The following is a 25,823-nucleotide window of genomic DNA, read 5'->3' as shown; positions in this document are numbered from 1 at the left end:
CGATGCGGTGTAAGCAGGCACACAGGAGGTAGCGGGATGCAAGCGAAGGGTTGCCAGACAGCGTCGCGGGGCCTGGCAAGGCTGAGGTCCGTGCAGCAATCTGCAGTGCCACAGCGGGCTTCGCTCACCTGGGGAGGGCGCGGGGAGGGCGCGCTACCTCCGCCACATCCTGGCGCCCTTGGGCGGGGCGCCGCGCCTGCGACCTGGGCGCATTCAGCCCCTCGGGTGAACCGCTCCGCCACCATCACCGAAGCCCTGGAAGCCAGCGGCGCGGTGGCGGGCGAAGGGCCGTCCTATGCGTCCAGCGTGGCGGCCAGCCAGCCGCGCAGGCTGTTGATGAACGCCCAGCCTTGCACGCGGGGCACATCGGCCACGCGCAGCACGGCCTCCGTCACCCGGCCCTCGCGCAGCGCCACGGCGCGGCCCACGCCGGGCAGCAGACCGCAGGACAGTGGCGGCGTCACCCAGCGCCCGTCGATGAGCGCAGCGATGTTGCCAAAGGTGCTCTCGGTGATCTCGCCTGCCGCGTTCCACAACACGGTGTCGAACACACCGGGCATGGTGGGGGCAAACGCCGCGTAGTGCGCGCGGCGCGTGGTCTTGTACCGCACAAATTCGCTGTGGGCCTCGGCCAGCGTGCGCGGGGCCAGTTGCAGGCGCACGGGCTCGGCTGTGGGCTGCAGGGCAAAGGCCTCGGCCCGGGGTGTGCCCGTGGCGCCCAGCAGCAGGCGCACGCGCCATGCGCCTTCGGCGTGGCCTGCCGCCAGTGCCTGCAGGCATTGCGATACCGCCGCCGCATCCCAGGGCACACCGAAGTGCGCCGCCGCCGACTGCAGGCGTGCCAGGTGCTCATTCCGGTGCCGGAAGGTCCCGGCCTGCAGCGCCATGGTTTCGAGCAGGTCAAAGGGCTGGCTTGCGCGCTCGACAAACGCGCGCTTGTGCTGCCACTCATTCCACTCGGCATCGGCCAATGCGCCCGAGGTGATGCCGCTGCCAATGCCGCACGTGGCGCGGGTCTGCGCCCCTTCGGCCCGCAGCACCACGGTGCGTATGGGGACGTTGAAGGTCGCGGCCACGGCATGCTGGCCCTGCGCATCGGGCAGCCCGGCCGGACGCACCACACCCACGGCGCCGCAATACACCCCGCGCGGCGCGGGCTCCAGTGCGCGGATCGTCTGCATGGCGCGCACCTTGGGCGCCCCCGTGACGGAGCCACAAGGGAACAGCGCCGCAAACACATCCGTCAGGGTGGTGCCGGGCCGCGTGCGCGCCGTCACGTCCGAGGTCATCTGCCACACCGTGGGCAAGGCCTGCGTGGCAAACAGCGCGGGCACGTGCACGCTGTGCGGCAGCGCAATGCGCGACATGTCGTTGCGCAGCAGGTCCACGATCATCACGTTCTCGGCACGCTCCTTGGGCGCCGTGCGCAGGTGCTCGGCCTGCTGCGCGTCCTGCTCGGGGGTGGCGCCGCGCGGGGCCGTGCCCTTCATGGGGCGGGCCAGCAGGGTGCCGCCTTCCGGCGCGTCCTGCCAGTCAAAAAACAGCTCGGGCGACACTGACAGCACCTGCTCGTCACCCGCCTGCAGGTAGGCAGCATAGCCCCCGGGCTGGGCGCGCAGCAACGCAGAAAACAAGGCCTGAGGCGAACCCTGCAGCGTGCCGCGAAAGGGCGCGGTGTAGTTGACCTGGTACAGCTCGCCCGCTGCGATGGCCTGCTGGATTTGCGCCAGCGCGGCGTCAAACGCCTCGCGCTCGGGGCTGTCGTTCCACACCACCTGCGCAGGGGCAGCGGCCGCTGCAGCATCCGCCGCATCGTCTGCCCCGGGCTGGGGCGCGTCGTACACCGCAAACCAGGCCAGCGGGCCATCGGCCGCGTGGGTCTGCAATGCGGCATCAAAGGCCGGCGCGGCCTCGTAACGCACATGGCCCACGCACCAGCGGCCCTGCTGGGCGGCGGCGAACACGGCGTCGAGCACGCTGCGTACCTCGTGCAATGCATGGGCCACCAGCACCTCGCGCGGTGCCTCGAACCGGTGGCGCAGGCGCGCGGCTCCCGCAGTCAGCGGCTGGGTAAAGTCAATGCGGCAACTATGGGTCAAAGCAGGCGGAGGCGCTAGTGGATCATGCACCTATAGCTATCAAAAAATGAGCAAACATCAACACGTCGTGCGCTCTCAGGCAGCGCCCAAATGGGGCACCAGTGCGCCGGTGGGCTGACCGTTCTTGAGCGCCGCCGTGAAGGCCAGCATGCGGTCAATCGGCTGGCGCGCACGCGGGATCAGGGCAGGGTCCACATGCACGGCGTTGGCACTGGTTTCCAGCACCCGCGCCACATCGGCCAGGCCGTTCATCGCCATCCAGGGGCAGTGCGCGCAGCTCTTGCAGGTGGCGCTGTTGCCCGCCGTGGGGGCTTCGTAGAACGTCTTGGCAGGGTTGAGCGTGCGCAGCTTGTGCATCATGCCGTTGTCGGTGGCCACGATGAACTCGGTGGCATCCATCTCGCGCGCAGCCTTGAGGATGGCGCTGGTGGAGCCCACGGCGTCGGCCAGAGCCACCACGTCGGCGGGGCTTTCGGGGTGGACCAGCACCTTGGCGGCGGGGTGCTGCTGCTTGAGCAGCTCCAGCTCCAGCGCCTTGAACTCGTCGTGCACGATGCAGGCGCCGTTCCAGAACACCATGTCAGCGCCCGTTTCGCGCTGGATGTAGGCGCCCAGGTGGCGGTCGGGCGCCCACAAAATTTTCTGGCCTGCCGCCTTGAGCGCACTCACGATGTCGAGCGCGCAGCTGGAGGTCACCAGCCAGTCCGCACGCGCCTTCACGGCCGCGCTGGTGTTGGCATAGACGACCACGGTGCGGTCGGGGTGCTGGTCGCAAAACGCGCTGAATTCGTCGATGGGGCAGCCCAGGTCCAGCGAGCAGGTGGCATCCAGGTCGGGCATGAGCACGGTCTTTTCCGGGCTCAAAATTTTTGCCGTTTCGCCCATGAAGCGCACGCCGCTCACCACCAGCGTCTGCGCCGCGTGGTCGCGGCCAAAGCGGGCCATCTCCAGCGAGTCGCTCACCAGGCCACCGGTTTCCTCGGCCAGGTCCTGCAGGTCCGGGTGCACGTAGTAATGCGACACCATGACCGCATTTTTTTCCTTGAGCAGGCGGCGGATCTTGTCTTTCAGCGCCGCACGCTCTGCCTGCGAGGGCTCGGGCGGCACGCGCGCCCAGGCGTGTTTGGTGGAGCAGACGGCGCCCGATGCCGCCTCGTCGGGCTGCTCGTATTCGACGTCGATGCGGTTCAGGGTCGCGGTGCTCATGCCAGCTCCTGCAGGCGCATCGAAAAGTCGGTGGCCTTCACGTCCTTGGTCAGCGTGCCGATGGAGATGCGGTCCACGCCGGTCTCGGCCAGTTCGCGCAGGCCGTCGAGCGTGACACCGCCCGAAATTTCCAGAATGGCCCGGCCTGCATTGATGCGCACGGCCTCGCGCAGCATGGGCAGCGGCATATTGTCCAGCAGCACCATCTTGGCGCCCGCGTTCAGCGCCTCGGTCAGTTGCTCCAGGGTTTCGACTTCGATCTCGATGAAGGTCGCCTGCGCGGCCACGGCCTGTGCGGCGCGCAGCACCGCCGTCACGCCACCGGCGGCTGCAATGTGGTTCTCTTTGATCAACACCGCATCGTGCAGGCCAATGCGGTGATTAGTGCCGCCGCCCACGCGCACGGCGTATTTCTGCGCCAAGCGAAGGCCGGGAATGGTCTTGCGCGTGTCCACGATCTGAGCGCGGGTCCCAGCCACCACATCCACATAGGTGCGGGTCTTGGTGGCCACGGCCGAGAGCAGCTGCAGAAAGTTGAGTGCGGTGCGCTCGGCGCTCAGCAGTGCGCGGGCCTGGCCTTCCATCTCCAGCACCACCTGGTCGGGGGCGCAGCGCTGGCCTTCTGCTACGTGCCAGGTGATCTGCACCGTGGGGTCGAGTGCGCGCAAGGCCGCTTCGGCCCAAGGGGCGCCGCAGATCACGGCGGTTTCGCGCGCCAGGATGCGCGCACGGGCGCGGCGGGCGGGGTCGATCAGGCCGGCGGTAAGGTCGCCAGTGCCCACGTCTTCAGCCAGGGCGCGGGCCACGTCGGCCTGGGCCAGGGCGTCTACATCGTTGTCTCTCATGGGGCTTATTTCTGGGGGTAACGCTGCTTTCATGGGCCGCGAGCATACCGGGAACGCAAAGGCCACTGTGCCAGCGCAGGCCCGCCCTGCCCGCGCCGGAAACCAATAAGTACACCCAGTATTGGTCGCATAGACTCGCGGCAATTTTTTGGCCCCACTGCGCTCCATGACCGCCACCAGCCCTGTTTCTGCCACGCCCTACGGCACGCTGCCGCCTGCATCGCCCCTGCCCCAGCGCCGCCTCGTGAGCCTGCCGCGCCTGGCGCAGATGCGCGCAGCGGGCGAAAAAATCACCATGCTCACCGCCTACGACGCCACCTTTGCCGCCGTGGCCGATGCGGCGGGGGTGGAATGCATTCTGGTGGGCGACTCGCTGGGCATGGTGTGCCAGGGCCTGCCGAGCACGGTGGGAGTGACGCTGGACACCATGGCTTACCACACGGCCAGCGTGGCGCGCGGCCTGCACCGCGTGCAGGGCACGGCCTGGCTGGTGGCCGACCTGCCCTACGGCACCTATGCCGAAAGCCGCGAACAGGCGCTCCGCAGCGCCTGTGTGCTGATGCAGGCCGGGGCGCACATGGTCAAGCTCGAAGGTGGCGGCTGGACCGCGCCCACAGTGGAATTCCTGGTGCAGCGCGGCGTGCCGGTGTGCGCCCACCTGGGCCTGACGCCACAGACGGTGCACGCGCTGGGCGGCTACCGCGTGCAGGGCAAGACCGACGATGCCGCCCGCACGCTGCGCAAAGAGGCGCATGAACTGCAGGACGCAGGCGCCGCCATGCTGGTGCTGGAGATGGTGCCCGCCACACTGGCAGCCGACCTCACGGCCGAGCTGCCGCACTGCCACACCATTGGCATCGGCGCGGGCAACGGCACGGCCGGGCAGGTGCTGGTGTTGCACGACATGCTGGGCATGAACCTCGGGAAGATGCCGAAGTTCGTCCACAACTTCATGCAGGACGCGGGCAGCGTGCGCGGCGCCATGGAGGCGTATCTGCAGGCCGTGAAGCAAGGGCGCTTCCCGGACAACGCTGTGCACGCCTGGTGAGCCTTTTTCCTATTTCTCTGACCCTTCCCACCCCATGCTGATTGCCCGCTCGATTGCCGACCTGCGCCAGGCCCTGGCCCCCTACCGCCGCCCGGCTTTTGTGCCCACCATGGGCAACCTGCATGAGGGGCACATTTCCCTGGTGCGCCAGGCCCAACCCCTGGGCGACGTGACCGTGGCCAGCATCTTTGTGAACCGCCTGCAGTTCTTGCCCCACGAGGACTTTGACAGCTACCCCCGCACCTGGGAGGCCGACTGCGCACAACTGCAGGCCGCCGGATGCGATGTGCTGTTTGCCCCGCGCGAGACCGACCTCTACCCCGAGCCCCAGACCTTCAAGGTGCACCCCGACCCGCGGCTCGCCGACATGCTCGAAGGCCACTTCCGCCCCGGCTTTTTTGTGGGTGTGAGTACGGTGGTGATGAAGCTGTTTGCCTGCGTGCTGGGCCAGACTGGCGGAACGGCGGTTTTTGGCAGGAAGGACTACCAGCAGCTCATGGTGATCCGCCACATGGTGCGGCAGTTTGCGCTGCCCATCGAGATCGTGGCGGGCGAAACCTGCCGCGCGGCCGATGGCCTGGCGCTGAGTTCGCGCAACGGCTACCTCAGCCTGGAAGAACGCCAGGAGGCCGTGGCCCTGTCGCAGGCCCTGAAGCGGCTGGCGCAGCAGTGGCTGGACGCCAGCGACCGCAGCGCGCTGGAGGCCCAGGCGCAAGACGCGCTGCGCGCGCGGGGCTGGGCGCCCGACTACCTCACGGTGCGCCGCCGGGCGGACCTGCTGCCCGCCACGGCCGACGATGTTGCAGGCACGCTGGTAGCGCTGGGTGCTGCGCGGCTGGGCAGCACGCGGCTGATTGACAACTTGGAGTTCTGATTAGCTACCATTTTTATAGCTACTCAGGCATGATCCACTAGCGCTTCCAGCCAAAAACGCTTCAACTCACTCACATCCACCCGCTGCGGGCCAGCCACTGCACCAGCAAGCCGGTCACCACCTCGGGCTGCTCCATGGTCAGCATGTGGCCGCTGTCGGGCAGCAGGTGGTGCTCGGCGCCGGGCACCAGTGCCGCGATCTCTGCAGAACATTCGGGCGGCGTGAGCTGGTCGGCTGCGCCACACACCACCAGCACGGGGCAGGCCAGCTGGGGCAGGTGCAAGCGCGCATCGGGGCGGTGGATCACGGCGCGGTTCTGGCGCACCAGGTGGTCGGGGCCCGCATCCAGCACAAAGTCCAGATAGGCCTGCACCAGCTCAGCCTTGGCAGCGTTCACGGGGTGGAAGGCCAAGGCCACGTTGGGCTCGATGACCTCGCGCACGCGGCCCTGTTCAAACAGCGCGATGGCGCCTTCGCGCAGGGCGCGCATGTCGGGTGTCTCGGGCCGCGCGGTGGTGCCCAGCAGCGCCAGCCCTGCGACCCGTTCCGGCGCCTGGCGCGCGGCCTCCATGGCGACCATGCCGCCCATCGACGCGCCGGCCAGCACCAGCGGCCCCGCGTGCTGCGCCAGCAGGCGGGCGGCAAAGTCCTCGATGCGATGCAGGTTCACATCCTGGTGGGCGATGGCGACCTCGGGGCGCAGCGCGGCGGGCAGCAGCGGCAGCACGCCGCGCCACATGCGTTCATCGGCGGCCAGACCGGGCAGGAGCAGAAGTTGGGGGGATTGGGACATGGGTAAAAAAAAAGGGCGTCACCAAGTTGGTGCGCCATCGCAAGCATGCAGACAGCCCCGGCAGCGGGGCACGGACCGCACATTGTGAACAGCCGATGACCACTTGTCACCGCCCCCGGAATAGTTGCCCGCGATGGCTCGGGACTTGCTAGCATGGTCTGCATATGCCCATCCACGCCGCGCTCCACCACGTCACGCATTACCAATACGACCGGCTGGTCGGCCTCGGGCCGCAGACGATCCGATTGCGGCCTGCGCCCCATTGCCGCAGCAATGTGATTTCGTACTCGCTCAAGGTCGAGCCCGCGCAGCACTTCATCAACTGGCAGCAGGACCCGTTTGCCAACTACCAGGCGCGGCTGGTGTTCCCAGAGAAGACGCGCGAGTTCAAGGTCACGGTGGACCTGGTGGTGGAAATGGCGGTGTACAACCCCTTCGACTTCTTCCTGGAGCCCGAGGCCGAGCACATCCCCTTCAAGTACAGCAGCGATGTGCAGCAGGAGCTGGCGCCCTACCTGGCCACCGACCCGGTGACGCCGCTGGTGCAGGCGTACCTGGACAAAATCGACCGCAGCAAACAACGCTCCATCGACTTCCTGGTCAAGCTCAACCAGCAGGTGGCGCAGGACGTGCGCTACCTGATCCGCCTGGAGCCCGGCGTGCAGACGCCCGAAGAGACGCTGCAAAAAGCCAGCGGCTCGTGCCGCGACTCAGGCTGGCTGCTGGTGCAGCTGCTGCGTCACCTGGGGCTGGCGGCGCGCTTTGTGTCGGGCTATCTGATCCAGCTCACGCCCGATGTGAAGGCGCTGGACGGCCCCAGTGGCACCGACCACGACTTCACCGACCTGCACGCCTGGTGCGAGGTCTACCTGCCCGGCGCGGGCTGGATTGGCCTGGACGCCACCAGTGGCCTGATGGCGGGCGAGGGCCACATCCCGCTGGCCTGCACGCCGCAACCCTCGGGGGCCGCGCCGATTGAAGGCGGCGTGGACAAGGCCGAGGTGGAGTTCAGCCACGAGATGCGCGTGACACGCATCTTTGAATCGCCCCGCGTGACCAAGCCCTACACCGAAGACCAGTGGCAAGCCGTGCTGGCCCTCGGCGAGCAGGTGGACGCCGACCTGGTGGCGGGCGACGTGCGGCTGACGATGGGCGGTGAGCCCACCTTTGTGGCCGTGGGCGACCGCGACGCGCCGGAGTGGAACACCGATGCGCTGGGCCCCACCAAGCGCGGCTTTGCCACCGAACTCACGCACAAGCTGCGCGCCGAATACGGCCAGGGCGGCTTTCTGCACTTTGGCCAGGGCAAGTGGTACCCGGGCGAGCAGCTGCCGCGCTGGGCACTGTCGATCTGCTGGCGCGCCGACGGCCAGCCCGCGTGGCAGAACCCCGCGCTGTTTGCCGACGAGCGTGACCCATCCCACTACACCAGCGCCGACGCCGAGCGTTTTGTGCGCCACCTCACGCGCAAGCTGGGCATCACCGACCGCTACATCCAGCCCGGGTATGAAGACACCTTCTACTACCTGTGGCGCGAGCGGCGCCTGCCCATCAACGTGGACCCGTTCGACGCGCGCCTGGACGATGAGCTGGAGCGCGCCCGCCTGCGCCGCGTGTTCGAGCAAAAGCTCGACAGCGTGGTGGGCTATGTGCTGCCGCTGCAAGCAGGTGTGGGCGCGGGCACGCTGGCGGGCAGTGTGTGGAGCACGGGGCCCTGGTTCTTCCGCGACGACCGCATGCTGCTCATCCCCGGCGATTCGCCCATGGGCTACCGCCTGCCGCTCGATGCCCTGCCCTGGGTGAAGGCATCGGACACCGAACACCTGATCCCGCAAGACCCGACCGCACCCCAAGGCCCGCTGCCCGCTGCGACCACGCTGCGAGCGCGGTATTCCGTGCCCGCAGGCCCCGTCACCGGCGACCGCGACCTGCCCTACCTGGCAGGTGCCACCGCACCGGGCGAAGCCCGGCGCGTAACGCAGGGCACTGCGGGTGGTGACCACGCGCGCCAGGCCGGGCAGCCCGACCCCCATGCGGGCATGCAGCCCCCAGGCAAGTTCCAGTCGGCGGCAGGCCTGTCGCGCACCGCCCTGTGCGTGGAGGTGCGCGACCAGCGCCGCGCGAGCGGCCCCAAGGCCGAAAAGGTGGGCGAGAAGTACGGCGTGCTCTACGTCTTCATGCCGCCACTGGCGCGCCTGGATGACTACCTGGACCTGCTGGCCGCCATCGAAGCGACGGCCGAAGAACTGGGCATGAAGATCGTGCTGGAAGGCTACCCGCCGCCACGCGACGCACGCCTGAAGGTGCTGGCGGTGACGCCCGACCCCGGCGTGATCGAAGTGAACATCCACCCCGCCACCCACTGGAAGGAGCTGGTGCAGCACACCGAGTTTCTGTACCAGGCCGCGTGGGAGACGCGCCTTTCGGCCGAGAAGTTCATGACCGATGGCCGCCACACCGGCACCGGCGGCGGCAACCACTTTGTGATGGGCGGCGCCACCCCGGCCGACTCGCCGTTTTTGCGCAAGCCCGAGCTGCTGGCCAGCCTGCTGCTGTACTGGCACAACCACCCCAGCCTGAGCTATTTGTTCAGCGGCCTGTTCATCGGCCCCACCAGCCAGTCGCCGCGTGTGGACGAGGCACGCAACGACCAGCTGTACGAGCTGGAGATTGCCCTGCGCGAGATCGAGGCCAACCGCGCCGTATATGGGCAGGAAATGCCGCCCTGGGTGGTAGACCGCACGCTGCGCAACATCCTGGTGGACGTGACGGGCAACACGCACCGCAGCGAATTCAGCATCGACAAGATGTTCTCGCCCGACAGCAGCACCGGCCGCCTGGGCCTCTTGGAGCTGCGCGCGTTCGAGATGCCGCCCCATGCCCACATGAGCGTGGTGCAACAGTTGCTGCTGCGCGCCCTGATCGCCCGCTTCTGGAAGGCGCCCTACCGCGCGCCCGCCGCCCGCTGGGGCACCGAGCTGCACGACCGCTGGATGCTGCCCACCTTCATCCAGCAGGACATGCACGACGTGGTGGCTGAGATGAACGCCGCAGGTTATGCGTTCGACCCCGCCTGGTTTGCGCCGCAGTTCGAGTTCCGCTTCCCCATGGTCGGCACGGTCCAATCGATGGGCGTGGAACTGACCCTGCGCAACGCGCTGGAGCCCTGGCATGTGATGGGCGAAGAGGGCTCTGCGGGTGGCACGGTGCGCTACGTGGACTCGTCGCTGGAGCGCATCGAGGTGCGCGTGACGGGCATGAACGAAAGCCGCCATGTGGTCACCGTCAACGGCCAGCCGCTGCCGCTGCAAAGCACGGGCACGACCGGCGAATTTGTGGCCGGTGTGCGCTACAAGGCCTGGAACCCACCTTCAGCCCTGCACCCGACCATTGGCGCGCACGCACCACTCACCTTCGACATCGTGGACACCTGGATGAACCGCTCTTTGGGTGGCTGCCAGTACCACGTGGCGCACCCCGGCGGGCGCAACTACGACACCTTCCCGGTCAACGCCTATGAGGCCGAAAGCCGCCGCCTCGCGCGGTTCTCGCGCATGGGCCACACGCCGGGCCGGCTGGCGGTGCCACCGGCGACCATCGAGCTGCCGGGCAGCCGGGAGTTTCCGTTCACGCTGGATCTGCGGCGCAAGATGCGGAGGTAGAGAAGCCCCCCTGAGTCGCTACGCGCCTCGGTGCCCCCGCCAGAGGCGGCGGCTCTTCGGGCACGTCCAAGCCTGCGCAGGCAGGCTTGGAGCCGCGGCCCTCAGCCCCCAAAGGGGGACGACGCCCTCGCTGCGGGGCGGCGCTTGCTTGGCGTCTCTGGCATCGGTCGCGCCGGTTTTGCAGGCTGTGGGTTACCCGCAGAGTGTTGTCGACCAAATGCCCGAAAATCGAGCGCAGTGAACCACCTCAACGACAGCCCCCCCACCCCCGACCCTTCCGACAGCGCAGCCCAGTTGGCGGCTGCACTGGCGCCTGCTGCGGCGGCCGGGCATTTTGACGAGTTGCGGGGTGCCAGCGTGGCGGACACGCCCAGCGCCCCCGGCACCGCTACCGCACCAATCGCTCACAAATCAATAGCAAACAACCCCAATATCACTAGCACCTGGGCCCAATTTTTTGATCAATTGGGGCCCGAGGGCTTCCAGGACCTGGACCGGCGCATGGCGAGCCTGCAGCGGCAGGTGCGCGACAACGGCATCACCTACAACGTCTATGCCGACAGCAATGGCCCGCAGCGGCCCTGGTCGGTGGACCTGTTCCCCCTCATCCTCCCGCAGGGCGACTGGGCCCATATTGAACGCGGCGTGTTGCAACGCGTCCGCCTGCTCGACCGCGTGATGGCCGACGTGTATGGGCCGCAGGAGCTGCTGCGCAAAGGCCTGCTGCCCAGTGCCCTGGTGCAGGGCCACCCGGGCTATCTGCGCGCCATGCACGGCGTGCAGCCCGTGGGCGGCACCCACCTGCACATCGCGGCGTTCGACATGGCGCGCGACGCGCAGGGCGACTGGTGGGTGGTCACGCAGCGCACACAGGCGCCGTCGGGCCTGGGCTACCTGCTGGAGAACCGGCTGCTCATCTCGCGCCTGTTCCCCGAGGCCTTCAGCCAGATGCATGTGCAGCGCCTGGCCGCCACCTACCGTGCACTGCTCGACGGGCTGCGGCGGATGAGCCCGGCCGGGCAGGATGCGCGCATCGTGCTGCTCACACCCGGCCCGTACAACGAGACCTACTTTGAGCACGCGTACCTGGCGCGCTACCTGGGCCTCACGCTGGTCGAGGGCAACGACCTCACCGTGCGCGATGCCCGCCTGTACCTCAAGACGCTGCACGGCCTGCAGCCCGTGCACGGCATCCTCAAGCGCCTGGACGACGAGTTTCTGGACCCGCTGGAGCTGCGCAGCGACTCACGCCTGGGCGTGCCCGGCCTGCTCCAGGCCCTCCGCGCGGGCAACGTGCTGGTGGCCAACGCACCCGGCTCGGCGTTCCTTGAATCGTCAGCGCTGCTGGGTTTCATGCCCGCGCTGTCGCGCCATCTGCTGGGTGAGGAGCTGGCCCTGCCGTCGCTGCCCACCTGGTGGTGCGGCGAGCACACAGCCATGCAGGCGGTGCTGCCGCAGCTGGCCCACAGCGTGATCCGGCCCACCTGGCCCATGGCGCAGCGCGTGCCCGTGCTGGGCGGCGCGCTGTCGGCGCCAGACCTGGCGCAGTGGTCCGCACGCATCGAAGCGCAGGGCGATGAATACACCGTGCAGGCCCACCTGCCGCTGTCGCAAATGCCCACCTGGCGCACCAAGGACACGGAGGATGCAGCGCCGGATAGCAGCCCCATCGCGCCCCGCTCGGTGATGCTGCGCGTGTTTGCGGTGTGCGATGGCCCCGGATCGTGGCGCGTGTTGCCGGGCGGGCTGGCACGCCTGGCCCAGGGCGACAGCGGCATCACATCCATGCAGCGCGGCGGCAGCAGTGCCGATGTGTGGGTGCAGACCGATGGCCCCGTGGACACCACCACGCTGCTGGCCCACAACCAGGCCGCGCCCGCCGTAGTGCACCGCAGCCGCCAAGTGACCAGCCGCGCGGCCGAAAACCTGTTCTGGCTGGGTCGCTACACCGAACGCACCGAGAACGTCACGCGCCTGGCGCGCACCACGCTGCAATGCCTGAACGGCGAGGACCAGACCTCGCAGCCACTACTGGCCTGGCTGAGCGCCATGGGCGTGAGCCAGGGGCTGGTGCTGCCCACGGTGCCCGCCGCGGGGCAGGCACGGCGCGTGTTCGAGCGCTCGCTGATCGCCGGGCTGACGCTGCCCGAGCAGGTGACCAGCGTGGGCTTCAACCTGCGCGGCATAGTAGGCGCCGCATCGGCTGTGCGCGACCGCCTGTCGCAAGAGCACTGGAACCTCATCGTGCGGGCCGAGGCGGAGTTTTTTGCACCCCGCACAGACGCCGAAGACGACGGCGACTATTCGCCGCTGGATGCGCTGCGCCAGCTGGAAGTGCTGAGCGGCCACACCGCCGCCATGACGGGCCAGCAGACCGACCGCATGACCCGCGACGACGGCTGGCGCCTGCTGTCCATAGGGCGGCATCTGGAGCGCCTGGGCTTTTTGGCCTCGGCACTGGAAAGCGGCCTGCAGACCGGCGCCGTGCACGATGAAGGCGGCTTTGAGGCCATGGTGGCGCTGTTTGACAGCACCATCACCTTCCACGCGCAGTACCAGCAGCGGCGCGACATGCCCGCCCTGCTGGACCTGCTGGTGATCGACCGCGACAACCCCCGCTCGCTGGCCTGGGTCGCGCAGACGCTGCGCGGGCGCATTGCCAAGATCGAAGCCGCTGCAGGTACGCCCGGCGAATCCGCCGCCACGGGCATTCCCGACGCGTCCGACCTGTCGCTGGCAGCCCTGTGCGCACAGGATGCCGACGGGCGCCATGCCGTGCTGGAACAGTACCTGCGTGGCTGTGTGCAGGGCGTGGTGGGACTGTCGGATGTACTGGCGACGCGGTATTTCACCCACTCTGCCGACGCGCTGCGGCACAGCGTTGGAGTTTGACCATGCGTCTGCGTGTCGTCCACGAAACGCTGTACCGCTACAACCCGGCGGTGCAGAACGCCCAGCACATGGCCCATCTGCGCCCACGCACCGGCCCCGTCCAGCGTGTGCTGACCCATGCACTGCAGATCGACCCCGCCCCCGCGCAGTGCGAGACCACGCAGGACGTGTTTGGCAATACCCGCGCATTCTTCAGCCTGCCGTTCACCCACGAGCAACTGCGCGTGCGCGCCGAGACCCTGCTGGACACCACGCCGCCGCCGCCCGCTCCGCCCGGCGAGCCCTGGGAGGCCGTGCGCGAACGCCTGGGCTACCGGCGCGGCCAGCCCTACCAAGACGCCACCGAGTTCAGCTTTGCCTCGCCCTACATCCCCCGGCACGCCGACTTTGTGGCCTATGCCGCCGCGAGCTTTGCGCCGGGCCGCCCGCTGATGCAGGCCTCCAGCCATCTGATGTCGCGCATCCATGCCGACTTTGCCTACACCGCCCACGCCACCGATGCGGGGACGCCCGCGCTCGAATCGCTGCGGCTGCGCCGGGGCGTGTGCCAGGACTTTGCCCACGTGATGATCGGCTGCCTGCGCAGCCTGGGCCTGGCAGCCCGGTATGTCAGCGGTTACCTGCTGACAGAGCCCCCACCCGGCCAGCCCCGGCTCGTGGGCGCCGACGCCTCGCATGCCTGGGTGTCGGTGTGGTCCCCCCCCCCCGCCGATGGGGGAGACCGACCGGGCCACGAGGAGTGGTTTGACCTGGACCCCACCAACGACCGCCCGGCGGGCGAGGACTACGTGACGCTGGCCATTGGCCGCGATTTTTCGGACGTATCGCCGCTGCGCGGCGTGATCCACGGCGGCGACCACCATGTGCTGCAGGTGGGGGTGACGGTGGAGCCCTTGCACAGGGAGCCCCACCCCGTGGCGGGATCAGAGCAACCGGGCTGAATCGCAGGCCGTGGCTACCCCTGGCGGGCAGCGACCCGCTCCATCAAAAGCCATGCACACTCCTCGGTGGCAAACTGCCCGATGCAGGGCCAGCGCAGCCCGCCGATCCGCTACTTCGCCGTCTTTTTACGGGCGCCTGGAGTCGCTTTCGCGGCAACTGGAGTCGGCATCGGAGCCACCGTAGCGACCGGGCGATGCGCCGCCGCGCGCACCAGGTCGTGCACAAAGCGCAGCTTGGCCAATACCTGCTCCGCCAGCGCAAACGGGTAGGCGTCCGGCTGCCCCAGGCTGCGCGTGAGGCTGTTGAGCAGCAGCGTCAGCGGCACCAGGTGCTGCACCATGGACTGAAAGTCGGGTGCCGGACTGGCAAAAGGGTCGATGGCGCTGCTGCGCTGTGCGCCGTAGATGCCGGGAATGGTGACCTCGGTGGCATAGCTGGCCGAGGTTTCCAGCAGGTCGATCATGTGCAGGTAATGGGCCCAGGTCTCGGCCCAGTCTTCCCACGGGTGGGCGGCTGCGTAGGCGCTCACGTGGTGGTCGGCCCAGTCGTTGCCCTCGTTGCCTTTGGCATAGTGCGCTTCCAGCGCCGCTGCGTAGTCCTGGCGTTCATCCCCAAACATCTGGCGGAAGTCGTCCAGCCGGTCGCCGTCGCGCACGAGCTGATCCCAATAGAAGTGGCCAGACTCATGACGCAAGTGGCCGATCAGCGTGCGGTAAGGCTCACCCAGCGCGATGCGTCGGCGCGCACGCTCGTCGTCGTCTGCCTCGGCCACGTTGAGGGTGATGGTGCCGTTGTTGTGGCCCGTCAATACGGGCGGACCGCCCGGCACCTCGGCCAAGAATTCAAACACCGGGCTCGTACCGCCGGGCGCGGGTTCCAGGCCCAGGCGGGCCAGGCTGTAGAACAGCCGCCGCTTGGCAGCCTCGATCTGCATCCAGCGACCCATGTTCGCGGGTTCGGACAGGTCGGGCATCACACGGGTCTGGCGGCACGACACACACAGCTCTGTGAAATCGTGGACAGGTATCGCAAAGTTGCAGGCTTGGTGGTCCGTGTGGTTTCGGCACATGCGGTACAGGCGCCCGCTGGAATGGGCGCCGCCCTGCCTGCCCCTGCGGCGCCACAGGTCGGCACCATCCTGCGGCGCAGGGGTCAGTGCGGCCATCGTCAGCACATCGGGCAAAAACGCCAGCGCACTGCCGCAATGCAGGCACTGCACGCTGTCGAAAAACACCAGATGACCGCAATGGTCGCAATTGAATACCCGCATGGTGTGGAGCTTATACCCCGTGGGTCAGAAGAATGGTTGGAACATGGCGTGGGCCACTGCCACCGCAACACGCGGGGGTGGAGGTCCATAAAAAAGCAGGCGCCAGGGCATGCCCGGTGCCTGCTTCGTGAGGGATGACCGCTGCGCCGGGGCACTCAACCCCAGGAGCGCAGCATCAACCCGCGCTGGTCAGGGACGCACAACAATGCTGTTGCGCACTTCGCGCACATGCTTGGTGTTGCGCGCAATGTTTTCAGCCTGGTTCTTTTCTGCTTGCGACTTGGCGAAGCCCGACAGCTGCACCGTGCCATTGAGCGTTTCTACGCTGATGGCCGTGGCCGACACGGTTTTGTCTTCGGCCATCTTGGCCTTCACGGCGGTGGTGATGCCTGCGTCATCGACGTAGGAGCCAACGGTCTGTTGTTCGCGGGCGACCGAGCAACCGGTGGCCGTGACGATGGTGATGCCGGCAACTGCGGCGAAGGCGAGGGCACGTGCGTATTTCATGGTGTTTTCCTTGTTCAAGAATGGTTTGGGAACGCGGGTGCTGGGACAGATTCAATCTACCGGTCTGTTGCACCCTCCGCGACCGGCGGACTGTGGGAAAAGGGGCAGCGCTGGCAGGGCATCAAAATGCCGCACTGCTGACAAGGCGCCGGCGTGCGAACCGGTGCGCGAGCCCTCAGTATGCATTGCGCCGGCGGGACATCCACATCGCGACCGTCGCCAACAAGGCGCCGGATGCGGCGGCAATCACCAGCGACTTGCCGGGTTGCTCGGCCACGTACTTGCCAGTGACTTCAGCGGCCTGCTGGATCTGTTTGCGGGCCCGCGCGCTGGTATCTGCACAGTAGTCGATGCTTCGGGCAGCAAGGTCCTGGGCGCGCGCGGCCAGGTCGTCAATCGCGGGGTCGGCCTGGCGGCGCAAATTGCGCACGCCCGCTTCGGCTTTGTCCAGCGACTGGTCGGCTGCGGCGCGGGTGGTCTGCACGGCATCTTGGGCACTTTGCAGCACGTCATCGGTCAGGTTACGGACGCCGTGGGTCACTTTGTCGGTTGCGGTCTGAAGGCTCATGGGGAAACTCCTTGGGGTACGGGTAAAGAGAATGCGCTTGGGGCCAGAGGCGGTACGGGCTGTGCGGCCAGCCTCACCCCTTCTTGAGCAGCCCCAGCACAAAGGTGACCACGGCCATGATCACGAACACGAAGAACAGAATCTTCGCAATGCCCACGGCACCAGCAGCAATGCCGCCAAAACCGAAGAGGGCTGCAATCAGCGCGATCACCAGAAAAACAACTGCGTAGTGCAACATTTCCTTCTCCTTATGGGGGGCCGGCTTGCCGGCGGATCGGATGGCGCCAAAACCTCAACGCCTGGAGCTACTGTAGGCACCGCAAAGGCCGCCGAATGCCGGTGTCTGGCGCGCCCCCGTGTCGGCGGCGCAGTGGGCCCGTTGTAGGACGACACGCACGGGCCGATGCACAGCCCAGAACGCCGTCGCGCGCACTAGGCCAGCGCCGCAGGCAACACCCCACGGTGCACGAACACCAGGCGTTGGCCACCGCAACAGCCCGCACGCGGAGCGCCCCGCAATGCAGAGGATGGGAAGAGTGTCGGAAAAGAGGCGGCGTGCGCCTCACGCGTCGTGCGCGGCGGCGCTGAGGCGCGGCTCGGACGGCGTACGCGGCAACGGCAAGACGGCAGACAAGACCGTGCCATTGCCGGGTCGCGAGGTGAGCGTGAGACGCCCGCCAGCGGCCTCGACCCGGTGGCGCATGCCCGCCAGCCCGTGGGAGGTGGGTCGCACGGTGGCAGGGTCAAACCCTACGCCATCGTCGCGCACATGCACCGCCACGTGCGTGGGGTAGCCGTGCACCGATACCAGTACCTTGCTGGCCTTGGCGTACTTGCCTACGTTGGTCAGAGCCTCCTGCACCATGCGGTACACCGTGAGCTGCACTGCATCGGGCAGCTGTACGGGCTCCAGGCTGGTCTCGACCTCGATGCCCGCGCGCTCGGCGTATTCACGCGTCAGGATCTCCAGCGCGGCCGTGAGCCCCAGGTTGGACAGGGACGACGGGCGCAGGTCTTCGATGATGCGGCGCTTGAGCGCAATGCCGCTGTTGAGTGTTTCCGTGAGGTGCTTGAGCCGTTCGGAAATATCGGGTGCAGTGGCGTCGATCTTGGACTTGAGGCGCGCCACATCGAGCTTGGCGGCCGTCAACAGAGCCCCCAGTTCGTCGTGCAGCTCACGGGCCAGATGGCCTCGCTCTTCTTCGCGCACCTGCTGCAAGTGGTTGGCCAATTCAGACAGCGTGGCCGTGCGGTCGCGCACCAGCCCCTCCAGGCGGTCGCGCTCGCGCTCGAGCACCTCCTGCTCGCGCAGGTTGACGGCCTGCACCGCCTGGGTCTGGCGCAGGTACATGTAAAACGCCAGCAGGCCAATGGCGGTGACCGTGGCAATGCCGATGCGCGACAGCATCAGTGACTGCTCGATCTGCTCGCGGCCATGCTGCAGGCGCTGGTCGCTGCGGGCGATGAGCGCTTGGGCATGCTGCCGGATCGCCTCCATGTGCTCCTTGCCCACGTCCGTATTCAGGATGAACTTCCAGGCGTCTTCGTTGCCCTGGCGGCGCAGGCGCAGGCTGAGTTCCATCTCGGCGAGCTTGCGCGATATCTGCCGCGACAGCAAGGCAAACTCCTGCATGTCGTCAGGCGAGGCCATGAACTGGGTGCGCAGACGATCAAGGTTGGTCTGCACGGTCGCCACAGCCTTGTCGTAGGGCTCCAGGTAAGTCTCGTTGCCCGTGAGCAGATAGCCGCGCTGGCCGGTCTCTGCATCCAGCATGCTTTGCAGCAGCTTGTTCACATCCGCGCGGGTGGTGAGCCCCTGGGCCAATTGCTCCACCGCGTCCTGCGATCGCATATGCCCGGTTTCATTGATGCCCACCAGCACCATGGCCGCCAGCAGCGCCATGGGCAGGCTCAAAGCCATCTGGCGGACTTTTGGTAACCAGCGCCGGGTGTTTTCTTGGAGATTCATACGCATATTCTGGATAATGACCGACTACTGTTTTGACGCCCCGTGCCGTGCAGTGGCACGACGGGGCATCTGGACTTCAACACACACCGGCAGTCCCTGGGCAGCCGCCTCGAAAGAAGCATCAATGATCAAGATCGGCATTGTGGATGACCATGCGATTGTTCGTTCCGGACTCAAGCAGTTCCTGTCCGAGCATGTGGACCTGCGGGTGGAAGGTGAGGCCGCCAACGGCCGCGAGGCCATCGACCTGGTGCGCAACAAGGAAATCGATGTGCTGCTGATGGACTTGTCGATGCCCGGCCAAAGCGGGCTCGACGCCCTGGCCATGCTGCGCGCCAAAGCTCCTGACATGGGCATCCTGATCCTGAGCGGCTACCCCGAAGAACACTATGCGATCAACCTGATCCGCCAGGGCGCGAGCGGCTACCTGAACAAGGAGTGCGAGCCGTCGGAGATCGTGGAGGCCATCCGTACCATCGCGCTGGGCCGCCGCTACCTGACGCCCGCCGTCGCCGAGCTGCTGGCACAGCAACTCAACCGCAAGGACGACGCACCGCCGCACGAACAGCTGTCGGAGCGCGAGTTTCAGGTGTTTCTCAAGCTGGCCAAGGGAGAGACTGCGGGTGACATTGCCAAGTCGCTGTCGTTGAGCGTGAAGACGGTTAGCACCTACCGTACACGCCTGATGGAAAAGATGAGCCTGTCGTCCAACAGCGACCTGACCTACTACGCGCTCAAGAACCGCCTGATCGACTGACATTGCGAGCCCTGCTTGCGCCCGGCGGTGCCGGGTCCGGGCAGGCCTGGCCGCAACGCTCGCTACAACGGAAAAAGGAAATAAAGAGCCCCGACTGCCGCACGCGCCCGCAGCGGCGGCGGGTGGAGTCACTGGGGAGCGCCCGATGAAGCGGCCGATGCACCGCCACCGCTGGCGGGCTCCATCCCGTGGGACGGACTGCTGTGTTGCACGCAGTAATCCACCAGCGCGTCGATCTCGTTGGATTTGTCAAACACCGCATCCACACCCAGCTGCGCACAGCGCATGCGCACGTCCGGTGTGGCGTAATTGCTCAGCACCACCATTTTTTGCCCCGGGCGCCGCGTGCGGCAGGCAGCCAGCACGCCCAAGCCGCTGCCTTGGCGCAAGAACAGATCAACGATGGCCAGGTCCCATTCCTCGGGATGCGCGGACAACCAATGGGTGCCCTCGTCTTCGGTTTCTGCCACCCCCACCGCTTCCACAGACGCCAGCTCCTCCAGAGTTCCGATGAGGTTCTCGCGGATGGTCGCGTTGTCTTCAACAATGTAGGTGCGCAGTTTCACGGGCGGGGTCCAGTGTGCGGACAGTGTGGGGCCGCTGTCCTAGCCTTGAATTTAAGGCTTTCATGGGCCGAATTCTGCCAGCCGCCACACGCTGGCCACGTAGGAAAATTCCTACCGCGCCACACACACCGCGCAGTCGGTATGGCGCTGCACGCGCAGGGTGCTCCACTCCATGGCCCGGCCATCGAGCATCAGCAGCCGCCCGGCCAGCGACTGCCCCACCCCAGCCATCAGCTTGAGCGCCTCGGCCGCCTGCATGGCGCCCACCACCCCCACCAGCGGGGCGAACACACCCATCGTGGAGCAGCGTGCCTCTTCAAACTCCGCATCGGGCGGAAAGATGCAGGCGTAGCACGGGGACTGCGCATCGCGCGGGTCCACCACCGTGATCTGCCCATCAAACTGGATCACCGCGCCCGCCACCAGTGGCCTGGCATGGCGCACGCAAGCGGCGTTGACAGCCTGGCGGGTGGCGTAGTTGTCGCTGCAGTCGAGCACCACCGTGGCGTCCTGCACCAGCTGGTCCAGCGCTGCAGGATCCACCCGGGTTTTCAGCGCCGTCACGCGCACTTCGGGATTGATGGCGGCCATGGCCTCAGCCGCCGAAGTGACCTTGGGGCTGCCCACCCTTGCGGTGGTGTGCGCGATCTGGCGCTGCAGGTTGGTCAGGTCCACCACATCGTCATCGACCAGCGTGATATGGCCCACACCGGCGGACGCAAGGTACAGCGCGGCGGGCGACCCCAGGCCCCCGGCACCGATGATGAGGGCGTGCGCCGCCAGCACGCGCTCCTGCCCCTCAATGCCCACCTCGTCGAGCAGGATGTGGCGGGAATAGCGCAGGAGCTGGTCATCGGTCATGGGAGGGCTGGTCTGTAGCAACCAGAAAATCAGCGGTGAAATAAGCCGAAAAGAAAAAGGCTGGATTCCTCGCGAAATCCAGCCTGGGGTCGGAGCGCGAAGGGCTCAATTCTCTTTCTTTTCTTCCTTGCGTTCTGTCAGGGTCTTGCTGACCAGCACCGGGCGGCCCTTGAGCTGGTTGAGTGCCTGCACCAGCTGGAAGTCCTTGTCCGAACCGAACTCGGGCACTTTGCGATCCGCAGCCGGCTTCTTGGCCTCGTCTTCCATGCGTTTGCGGGCTTCCTCGCGGGCCTTTTCACGGGCTTCGTCCTTCTTCTCTTCACCCTGGCCACTGTTCAGGTGCTTGTCCAAGTCGGCCTCGCGCATGCGCAGGGCGGCAAAGATGTTGCCCTCTTCCGACTCATCGATCATCACGTCGGGCACGATGCCCTTGGCCTGGATCGACTTGCCGCTGGGGGTGTAGTAGCGGGCCGTGGTCAGCTTGATGCCGGTGTCAGGGCCCAAGGGCCGCACGGTCTGCACCGAGCCCTTGCCGAAGGTCTGGCTGCCCATGACCGTAGCACGCTTGTGGTCCTGCAGCGCGCCCGCCACGATCTCGCTGGCAGAGGCAGAGCCTTCGTTCACCAGCACCACCAGCGGCACTGCCTTCAGGGATGCAGGCAGGCGTTTGAGCGGATCACCGCCTCCCCGGCGCTGGTAGTAGTCAGGGGCGGCCTTGTAGGTGGCCTTGCTGTCGGCCAGCTGGCCATTGGTGGTCACCACCGTCACGTTCTCGGGCAGGAAGGCCGCAGAGATCGCCACGGCCGCATCCAGCAAGCCGCCCGGGTCGTTGCGCAGATCGAGCACCAGGCCCTTGAGGTTGGGTTCCTGCTTGTAGACCTCTTCCACCTTGCGCACAAAGTCGTCCACCGTGCGCTCCTGGAACTGGGACAGGCGGATCCACGCGTAGCCGGGCTCGATCACCTTGCCTTTGACGGACTGGGTCTTGATCTCTTCGCGCGTGATGGTGACGGGGAAGGTGCGGTTCTCGTCCTTGCGGAAGATGGTGAGCGTGACCTTGGTGCTGGGCTCGCCACGCATGCGCTTGACGGCGTCGTTGAGCGCCAGGCCCTTGACGGCGGTTTCGTCGATCTTGGTGATCAGGTCGTTGGTCTTGAGGCCGGCACGGAAGGCGGGAGAGCCCTCGATGGGCGACACGATCTTGATCAGGCCGTCTTCCTGCGTGATCTCGATGCCCACGCCCACGAAGCGGCCCGAGGTGCCTTCACGAAATTCCTTGAAGGACTTCTTGTCGAAATACTGGGAATGCGGATCCAGACTGGAGACCATGCCGGAGATGGCGTCGGTGATGAGCTTCTTGTCGTCCACCGGCTCGACGTAATCGGTCTTGACCAGACCGAACACGGCAGACAGCTGCTGGATTTCTTCGAGCGGCAGCGGGGTCATGGCACCGCGCGCCACCGTTTGCAGTGACACCGTGGTGAGCGCACCCGCCACCACGCCTACCGACACCCATCCCGCAATCTTGAGTTTCTGGCCCATACAACACCTTTTACCGCTTCAAAACCAATATACACCTTGGAAGGGCCAAACCCGCCGCAGTTCCGCTTGGATGCTCACTTTGGCAGGGATAAGCGGGGTTTTCCCCGCTCTTTACCTGCAATTTACGCTTTGCCCTGCGACGCCACGGCGGCTGCGGCCTTAGCCGCCGCTTCGGCATCGCCCAAATAGTAGTGACGGATGGGCTTGAGGTCGGCATCAAGCTCATATACCAGTGGAATCCCGTTGGGAATGTTCAGGCCCACGATGTCAGTCTCGGAGATGTTGTCCAGGTACTTCACCAGCGCGCGGATGGAGTTGCCGTGCGCAGCCACCACCACCCGCTTGCCCGACCGGATGGCGGGCGCCATGGCCTCGTTCCAGAACGGCAGCACGCGGGCCACGGTGTCTTTCAGGCACTCGGTCAGGGGCACGTTCTCGGCCGCCACACCGGCGTAGCGGCGGTCGCCGCGTTCGCTGCGGGGGTCGGTGGCTTCCAGCGCTGGCGGGGGCGTGTCATAGCTGCGGCGCCACACCAGCACCTGCTCGTCGCCGTACTGCTTGGCCATGTCGGCCTTGTTCAGGCCCTGCAGGGCACCATAGTGGCGCTCGTTCAGGCGCCAGTCCTTGACCACCGGCAGCCAGGTGCAGTCCATTTCGTCCAGCGTGTACCACAGGGTGTGGATGGCACGCTTGAGCACGCTGGTGAACGCCAGGTCGAACTCGTAGCCCTCGGCCTTGAGCAGCTTGCCGGCCGACATGGCCTGGGAAACGCCAGTGGGCGTGAGGTCCACATCGGTCCAGCCGGTGAAGCGGTTTTCAAGGTTCCAGGTGGATTCGCCGTGGCGGATCAGAACGAGCTTGTACATGGTTTCCCCAGGAAAGGCAGGTCAAAAAATGCGGGCCAAAACCCAGCATTCTAGAATTACGCTGTTCGCCAACCCAAGGAAGCTTCGTGAAATTCATTATTGATAACTGGTATCTGTTCCTCGTTGCACTGGCTTCGGGCAGCATGTTGCTGTGGCCGGTCCTCAAGAACGCCAGTGGCGGCTCGCTGACGCCAGCGCTCGCCGTTCAGCTCATCAACCGCGAAAAAGCGGTGGTCATCGACGTGTGCGAGGCCGAGGAATTTGCCGCTGGCCACGTGAACGGCGCCAAGAACGTGCCCCTCTCCCAGCTCGAAGAGCGCCTGCCCACCGTGGTCAAGAACAAGGCCCTGCCTGTGGTGCTGGTTTGCGCCAGCGGTGCCCGCTCCAACCGCGCCGTCGCCATTGCCAAGAAGCTGGGCTATGAAAACGCCCAATCCCTGGCCGGTGGCCTCAAGGCCTGGCGAGAGGCCAGCCTGCCTGTGGAAAAAGCCTGATCCGCCCCCAGTTATTCGGTCAGCGCTAGTCTTGCGACTGGTTTTTCAGTCCCACAGGAAGAAAGAGGAAGGTTCGCCATGCAACCCGTGAAGATGTACACCACCGCCGTCTGCCCCTACTGCATCCGGGCCAAGCAGATCCTGAAGTCCAAGGGCGTGGAGCAGATCGAGGAGATCCGCATCGACACCGACCCCGCCGCGCGCAGCCACATGATGGAGATCACCGGCCGCCGCACGGTGCCACAGATCTACATCGGCGACACCCACGTGGGCGGCCACGACGACCTGGTGGCACTGGACAGCCGTGGCGAGTTGATGCCCCTGCTCGGCGCCTGACCCCCTCTCCGGGCGCTGCATAATGCAGCCCCATGTGCCCGCTGCGGGAGCTGCTCCCCGGCGGGTTTTGTTTTGCTAGCAATTTCGTAAGAGCAAAGAGACTTCACCATGGCCGACCAAGAAAACCCCGTGTTCCAGATCCAGCGCGTCTACCTCAAGGACATGTCGCTGGAGCAGCCCAACTCCCCCGCCATCTTGCTCGAACAAGAGCAGCCCAGCGTGGACATCCAGCTGGGCGTGGAAGCTACCCCCGTGGCCGAAGGCATCTTTGAAGTGGCCGTCACGGCCACCGTGCAGACCAAGATCAAGGACAAGACCGTGTTCCTGGTCGAGGCCAAGCAAGCCGGCATCTTCGAAATCCGCAACGTGCCCGAAGACCAGATGGGCCCCATCATGGGCATCGCCTGCCCCCAGATCGTGTACCCCTACCTGCGTGGCAACGTGGCCGACGTGATCAACCGCGCTGGCTTCCCGCCCGTGCACCTGGCTGAAATCAACTTCCAGGGCATGTACGAGCAGCAGCAAGCCCAGGCCGCCGGCCAGGCTTCGCCCATCATCACGCAGTAAGCATTCACAGGCATTTGTGCCTGTAGTGCTGGATGAATAAGCGCAGACAGCTATGAAAATCATAGTATTGGGCGCTGGAGCCTGGGGGACGGCGGTGGCCATGAGTGCCGCCCAGCACCCCGCAGGCCATGCTGTCACGCTCTGGGCGCGCGATGCTGCGCAGGCGGCCCGGATGCGCGACGAGCGGCAGAACACACGTTATCTGCCCGGCATCACCCTCCCCCCCTCACTCACCGTGGTCGATGGCGACTTTGCAGCGCTGTGGCCCGGGGCCGACCTCGTCATCGTGGCCACGCCCATGGCGGCGCTGCGCGGCATGCTGCAGGCACTGCACGGCTGCGCTGCGCCCGTGGCATGGCTGTGCAAGGGGTTCGAGGCGGCAGCGTCAGACAGTTCCCTGTCTTTTGGACTGCTGGCGCATGAAGTACAAGCCCTGGTAGCTCCTGAACTGATAGCAGGCGTGTTCAGCGGCCCCAGCTTTGCGCAAGAAGTGGCGCAGGGCCAGCCCACGGCCTTGGTCGCTGCCAGTACACATGCCCTCGTGCGCGATGCACTGGTCAGCGCCTTTCACAGCCCCAGCGTGCGCGTGTATGCCAACGAGGACATCGTGGGCGTGGAGGTGGGTGGCGCGGTGAAAAACGTGCTGGCCATTGCCACCGGCCTGTGCGATGGGCTGGCGCTGGGGCTGAACGCCCGCGCCGCACTCATCACGCGCGGCCTGGCCGAAATGACGCGGCTGGGCCTGGCGCTGGGCGCGCGCCCCGATACCTTCATGGGCCTGTCGGGCCTGGGCGACCTGGTGCTGACCGCCACGGGCGACCTGTCGCGCAACCGGCGCGTGGGGATGCTGCTGGCCGAGGGCAAAACCCTGCCGCAGGCCGTCGAGTCGCTGGGCCATGTGGCCGAGGGCGTTTACAGCGCCCGCACCGTGGCGCAGCGGGCGGCTGCGCTCGGGGTGGACATGCCCATCACCCGCGCGGTGGTGGCGCTGCTGGATGGCCAGCTCACCCCAGCCGACGCGGTCGTCACCCTCATGGGGCGCGGGCCCGCATCCGAGCTGATGTAAGCACATCGCGCACCATCAAAACAAAAGGCCCCTGCGGAATTCCACAGAGGCCTTTTGTTTGGCAACGCCGATGTCATGCGCGCCGGGATGCGG

Annotated in this window: 23 protein-coding genes; 10 read left to right on the top strand and 13 right to left on the bottom strand. The window is 66.7% G+C overall.

Going from position 1 to position 25,823, the window contains the following annotated elements; genetic code table 11:
• Positions 1–293: 293 nt before the first annotated feature.
• From pabB to nadC, 3 genes are all read right to left on the bottom strand, one after another.
• Positions 294–2,099 carry an aminodeoxychorismate synthase component I gene (gene pabB / locus C8C99_RS02100; RefSeq protein ID WP_108624809.1) on the bottom strand — a complete coding sequence of 602 codons (1,806 nt, stop codon included), beginning with the start codon at positions 2,097–2,099 and terminating at the stop codon, positions 294–296.
• A 75-nt stretch (positions 2,100–2,174) separates the two neighbouring features.
• Complete coding sequence (gene nadA / locus C8C99_RS02095; protein ID WP_108624808.1) at positions 2,175–3,305, bottom strand: quinolinate synthase NadA; 1,131 nt, start codon at positions 3,303–3,305, stop codon at positions 2,175–2,177.
• Positions 3,302–4,150 carry a carboxylating nicotinate-nucleotide diphosphorylase gene (gene nadC, locus C8C99_RS02090; RefSeq protein WP_199226282.1) on the bottom strand — a complete coding sequence of 283 codons (849 nt, stop codon included), beginning with the start codon at positions 4,148–4,150 and terminating at the stop codon, positions 3,302–3,304. Before nadC ends, nadA begins: the two co-directional genes overlap by 4 nt.
• Before the next feature lie 166 nt (positions 4,151–4,316).
• Here nadC and panB point away from each other — a divergent pair, with 166 nt between their 5' ends.
• Both panB and panC read left to right on the top strand, forming a co-directional pair.
• Positions 4,317–5,198, top strand: coding sequence for a 3-methyl-2-oxobutanoate hydroxymethyltransferase (gene panB, locus C8C99_RS02085; protein ID WP_108624806.1), 882 nt, complete (start codon positions 4,317–4,319; stop codon positions 5,196–5,198).
• 34 nt (positions 5,199–5,232) lie between these two features.
• A complete protein-coding gene (panC, locus tag C8C99_RS02080; RefSeq protein ID WP_108624805.1) occupies positions 5,233–6,072 on the top strand; it encodes a pantoate--beta-alanine ligase in 840 nt (279 codons plus the stop codon).
• Between the two features lie 70 nt (positions 6,073–6,142).
• Here panC and C8C99_RS02075 read toward each other — a convergent pair whose 3' ends face one another.
• A complete protein-coding gene (locus C8C99_RS02075) occupies positions 6,143–6,865 on the bottom strand; it encodes an alpha/beta fold hydrolase (protein WP_108624804.1) in 723 nt (240 codons plus the stop codon).
• Positions 6,866–7,029: 164 nt separating this feature from the next.
• On the opposite strand from C8C99_RS02075, the gene C8C99_RS02070 reads away from it, so the two are divergent.
• The 3 genes from C8C99_RS02070 to C8C99_RS02060 all read left to right on the top strand — a co-directional run bounded on the left by C8C99_RS02070 (position 7,030) and on the right by C8C99_RS02060 (position 14,360).
• Positions 7,030–10,527, top strand: coding sequence for a DUF2126 domain-containing protein (locus tag C8C99_RS02070; RefSeq protein WP_108624803.1), 3,498 nt, complete (start codon positions 7,030–7,032; stop codon positions 10,525–10,527).
• A gap of 237 nt (positions 10,528–10,764) precedes the next feature.
• Complete coding sequence (locus tag C8C99_RS02065; protein ID WP_108624802.1) at positions 10,765–13,419, top strand: circularly permuted type 2 ATP-grasp protein; 2,655 nt, start codon at positions 10,765–10,767, stop codon at positions 13,417–13,419.
• Between the two features lie 2 nt (positions 13,420–13,421).
• Entirely contained in the window at positions 13,422–14,360 is a 939-nt protein-coding gene (locus C8C99_RS02060; protein ID WP_056637021.1) for a transglutaminase family protein, read from the top strand.
• A gap of 110 nt (positions 14,361–14,470) precedes the next feature.
• On the opposite strand, the gene C8C99_RS02055 is transcribed toward C8C99_RS02060, so the two are convergent.
• From C8C99_RS02055 to C8C99_RS02035, 5 genes are all read right to left on the bottom strand, one after another.
• On the bottom strand, positions 14,471–15,631 hold the full coding sequence (locus tag C8C99_RS02055) for a putative zinc-binding metallopeptidase (RefSeq protein ID WP_056637024.1): 1,161 nt from the start codon (positions 15,629–15,631) through the stop codon (positions 14,471–14,473).
• A 189-nt stretch (positions 15,632–15,820) separates the two neighbouring features.
• Positions 15,821–16,138 (bottom strand): BON domain-containing protein, encoded by a 318-nt coding sequence (locus C8C99_RS02050; protein ID WP_056637624.1) that lies wholly within the window; start codon positions 16,136–16,138, stop codon positions 15,821–15,823.
• A gap of 175 nt (positions 16,139–16,313) precedes the next feature.
• The gene (locus C8C99_RS02045) at positions 16,314–16,706 is read right to left on the bottom strand and encodes a hypothetical protein (protein WP_108624801.1); all 393 of its coding nucleotides are present in this window, start codon (positions 16,704–16,706) and stop codon (positions 16,314–16,316) included.
• A gap of 73 nt (positions 16,707–16,779) precedes the next feature.
• Positions 16,780–16,944, bottom strand: a complete 165-nt coding sequence (locus C8C99_RS02040) for a DUF1328 domain-containing protein (protein WP_010463174.1) — start codon at positions 16,942–16,944, stop codon at positions 16,780–16,782.
• 324 nt (positions 16,945–17,268) lie between these two features.
• Positions 17,269–18,675, bottom strand: coding sequence for a CHASE3 domain-containing protein (locus C8C99_RS02035; RefSeq protein WP_056637030.1), 1,407 nt, complete (start codon positions 18,673–18,675; stop codon positions 17,269–17,271).
• A gap of 124 nt (positions 18,676–18,799) precedes the next feature.
• Between C8C99_RS02035 and C8C99_RS02030 the strand changes: the two genes are divergently transcribed.
• A complete protein-coding gene (locus C8C99_RS02030) occupies positions 18,800–19,432 on the top strand; it encodes a response regulator transcription factor (RefSeq protein WP_015015475.1) in 633 nt (210 codons plus the stop codon).
• A gap of 128 nt (positions 19,433–19,560) precedes the next feature.
• Here C8C99_RS02030 and C8C99_RS02025 read toward each other — a convergent pair whose 3' ends face one another.
• The 4 genes from C8C99_RS02025 to gpmA form a co-directional block, all read right to left on the bottom strand.
• A complete protein-coding gene (locus tag C8C99_RS02025) occupies positions 19,561–19,998 on the bottom strand; it encodes a response regulator (protein WP_108624800.1) in 438 nt (145 codons plus the stop codon).
• A 111-nt stretch (positions 19,999–20,109) separates the two neighbouring features.
• Positions 20,110–20,859: a HesA/MoeB/ThiF family protein gene (locus C8C99_RS02020; RefSeq protein ID WP_108624799.1), complete on the bottom strand. Its 750-nt coding sequence runs from the start codon at positions 20,857–20,859 to the stop codon at positions 20,110–20,112.
• A gap of 105 nt (positions 20,860–20,964) precedes the next feature.
• Entirely contained in the window at positions 20,965–22,401 is a 1,437-nt protein-coding gene (locus C8C99_RS02015; RefSeq protein WP_056637038.1) for a S41 family peptidase, read from the bottom strand.
• A gap of 122 nt (positions 22,402–22,523) precedes the next feature.
• On the bottom strand, positions 22,524–23,267 hold the full coding sequence (gene gpmA, locus C8C99_RS02010) for a 2,3-diphosphoglycerate-dependent phosphoglycerate mutase (protein WP_015015479.1): 744 nt from the start codon (positions 23,265–23,267) through the stop codon (positions 22,524–22,526).
• Between the two features lie 86 nt (positions 23,268–23,353).
• Between gpmA and C8C99_RS02005 the strand changes: the two genes are divergently transcribed.
• From C8C99_RS02005 to C8C99_RS01990, 4 genes are all read left to right on the top strand, one after another.
• Positions 23,354–23,761 carry a rhodanese-like domain-containing protein gene (locus tag C8C99_RS02005; protein ID WP_056637041.1) on the top strand — a complete coding sequence of 136 codons (408 nt, stop codon included), beginning with the start codon at positions 23,354–23,356 and terminating at the stop codon, positions 23,759–23,761.
• Between the two features lie 78 nt (positions 23,762–23,839).
• Entirely contained in the window at positions 23,840–24,097 is a 258-nt protein-coding gene (gene grxC / locus C8C99_RS02000) for a glutaredoxin 3 (protein WP_015015481.1), read from the top strand.
• 108 nt (positions 24,098–24,205) lie between these two features.
• The gene (gene secB, locus C8C99_RS01995; RefSeq protein WP_108624798.1) at positions 24,206–24,664 is read left to right on the top strand and encodes a protein-export chaperone SecB; all 459 of its coding nucleotides are present in this window, start codon (positions 24,206–24,208) and stop codon (positions 24,662–24,664) included.
• A 52-nt stretch (positions 24,665–24,716) separates the two neighbouring features.
• Positions 24,717–25,730, top strand: coding sequence for an NAD(P)H-dependent glycerol-3-phosphate dehydrogenase (locus tag C8C99_RS01990; protein WP_108624797.1), 1,014 nt, complete (start codon positions 24,717–24,719; stop codon positions 25,728–25,730).
• Positions 25,731–25,823: the final 93 nt, after the last annotated feature.

Source organism: Acidovorax sp. 107 (genome assembly GCF_003058055.1).
In the GTDB taxonomy this organism is placed as follows: domain Bacteria; phylum Pseudomonadota; class Gammaproteobacteria; order Burkholderiales; family Burkholderiaceae_C; genus Acidovorax.
The sequence above is the reverse complement of the archived record's forward strand: the minus strand, read 5'-3'. Positions and strand labels throughout refer to the sequence as shown.

Coding starts and splice junctions, on each gene's coding strand:
- nadA (WP_108624808.1), bottom strand. CDS start 3,305: ATGAGCACCGCGACCCTGAACCGCATCGACGTCGAATACGAGCAGCCC.
- nadC (WP_199226282.1), bottom strand. CDS start 4,150: ATGAGAGACAACGATGTAGACGCCCTGGCCCAGGCCGACGTGGCCCGC.
- panB (WP_108624806.1), top strand. CDS start 4,317: ATGACCGCCACCAGCCCTGTTTCTGCCACGCCCTACGGCACGCTGCCG.
- panC (WP_108624805.1), top strand. CDS start 5,233: ATGCTGATTGCCCGCTCGATTGCCGACCTGCGCCAGGCCCTGGCCCCC.
- C8C99_RS02075 (WP_108624804.1), bottom strand. CDS start 6,865: ATGTCCCAATCCCCCCAACTTCTGCTCCTGCCCGGTCTGGCCGCCGAT.
- C8C99_RS02070 (WP_108624803.1), top strand. CDS start 7,030: ATGCCCATCCACGCCGCGCTCCACCACGTCACGCATTACCAATACGAC.
- C8C99_RS02060 (WP_056637021.1), top strand. CDS start 13,422: ATGCGTCTGCGTGTCGTCCACGAAACGCTGTACCGCTACAACCCGGCG.
- C8C99_RS02055 (WP_056637024.1), bottom strand. CDS start 15,631: ATGCGGGTATTCAATTGCGACCATTGCGGTCATCTGGTGTTTTTCGAC.
- C8C99_RS02050 (WP_056637624.1), bottom strand. CDS start 16,138: ATGAAATACGCACGTGCCCTCGCCTTCGCCGCAGTTGCCGGCATCACC.
- C8C99_RS02045 (WP_108624801.1), bottom strand. CDS start 16,706: ATGAGCCTTCAGACCGCAACCGACAAAGTGACCCACGGCGTCCGTAAC.
- C8C99_RS02040 (WP_010463174.1), bottom strand. CDS start 16,944: ATGTTGCACTACGCAGTTGTTTTTCTGGTGATCGCGCTGATTGCAGCC.
- C8C99_RS02035 (WP_056637030.1), bottom strand. CDS start 18,675: ATGAATCTCCAAGAAAACACCCGGCGCTGGTTACCAAAAGTCCGCCAG.
- C8C99_RS02030 (WP_015015475.1), top strand. CDS start 18,800: ATGATCAAGATCGGCATTGTGGATGACCATGCGATTGTTCGTTCCGGA.
- C8C99_RS02020 (WP_108624799.1), bottom strand. CDS start 20,859: ATGACCGATGACCAGCTCCTGCGCTATTCCCGCCACATCCTGCTCGAC.
- C8C99_RS02015 (WP_056637038.1), bottom strand. CDS start 22,401: ATGGGCCAGAAACTCAAGATTGCGGGATGGGTGTCGGTAGGCGTGGTG.
- gpmA (WP_015015479.1), bottom strand. CDS start 23,267: ATGTACAAGCTCGTTCTGATCCGCCACGGCGAATCCACCTGGAACCTT.
- grxC (WP_015015481.1), top strand. CDS start 23,840: ATGCAACCCGTGAAGATGTACACCACCGCCGTCTGCCCCTACTGCATC.
- secB (WP_108624798.1), top strand. CDS start 24,206: ATGGCCGACCAAGAAAACCCCGTGTTCCAGATCCAGCGCGTCTACCTC.
- C8C99_RS01990 (WP_108624797.1), top strand. CDS start 24,717: ATGAAAATCATAGTATTGGGCGCTGGAGCCTGGGGGACGGCGGTGGCC.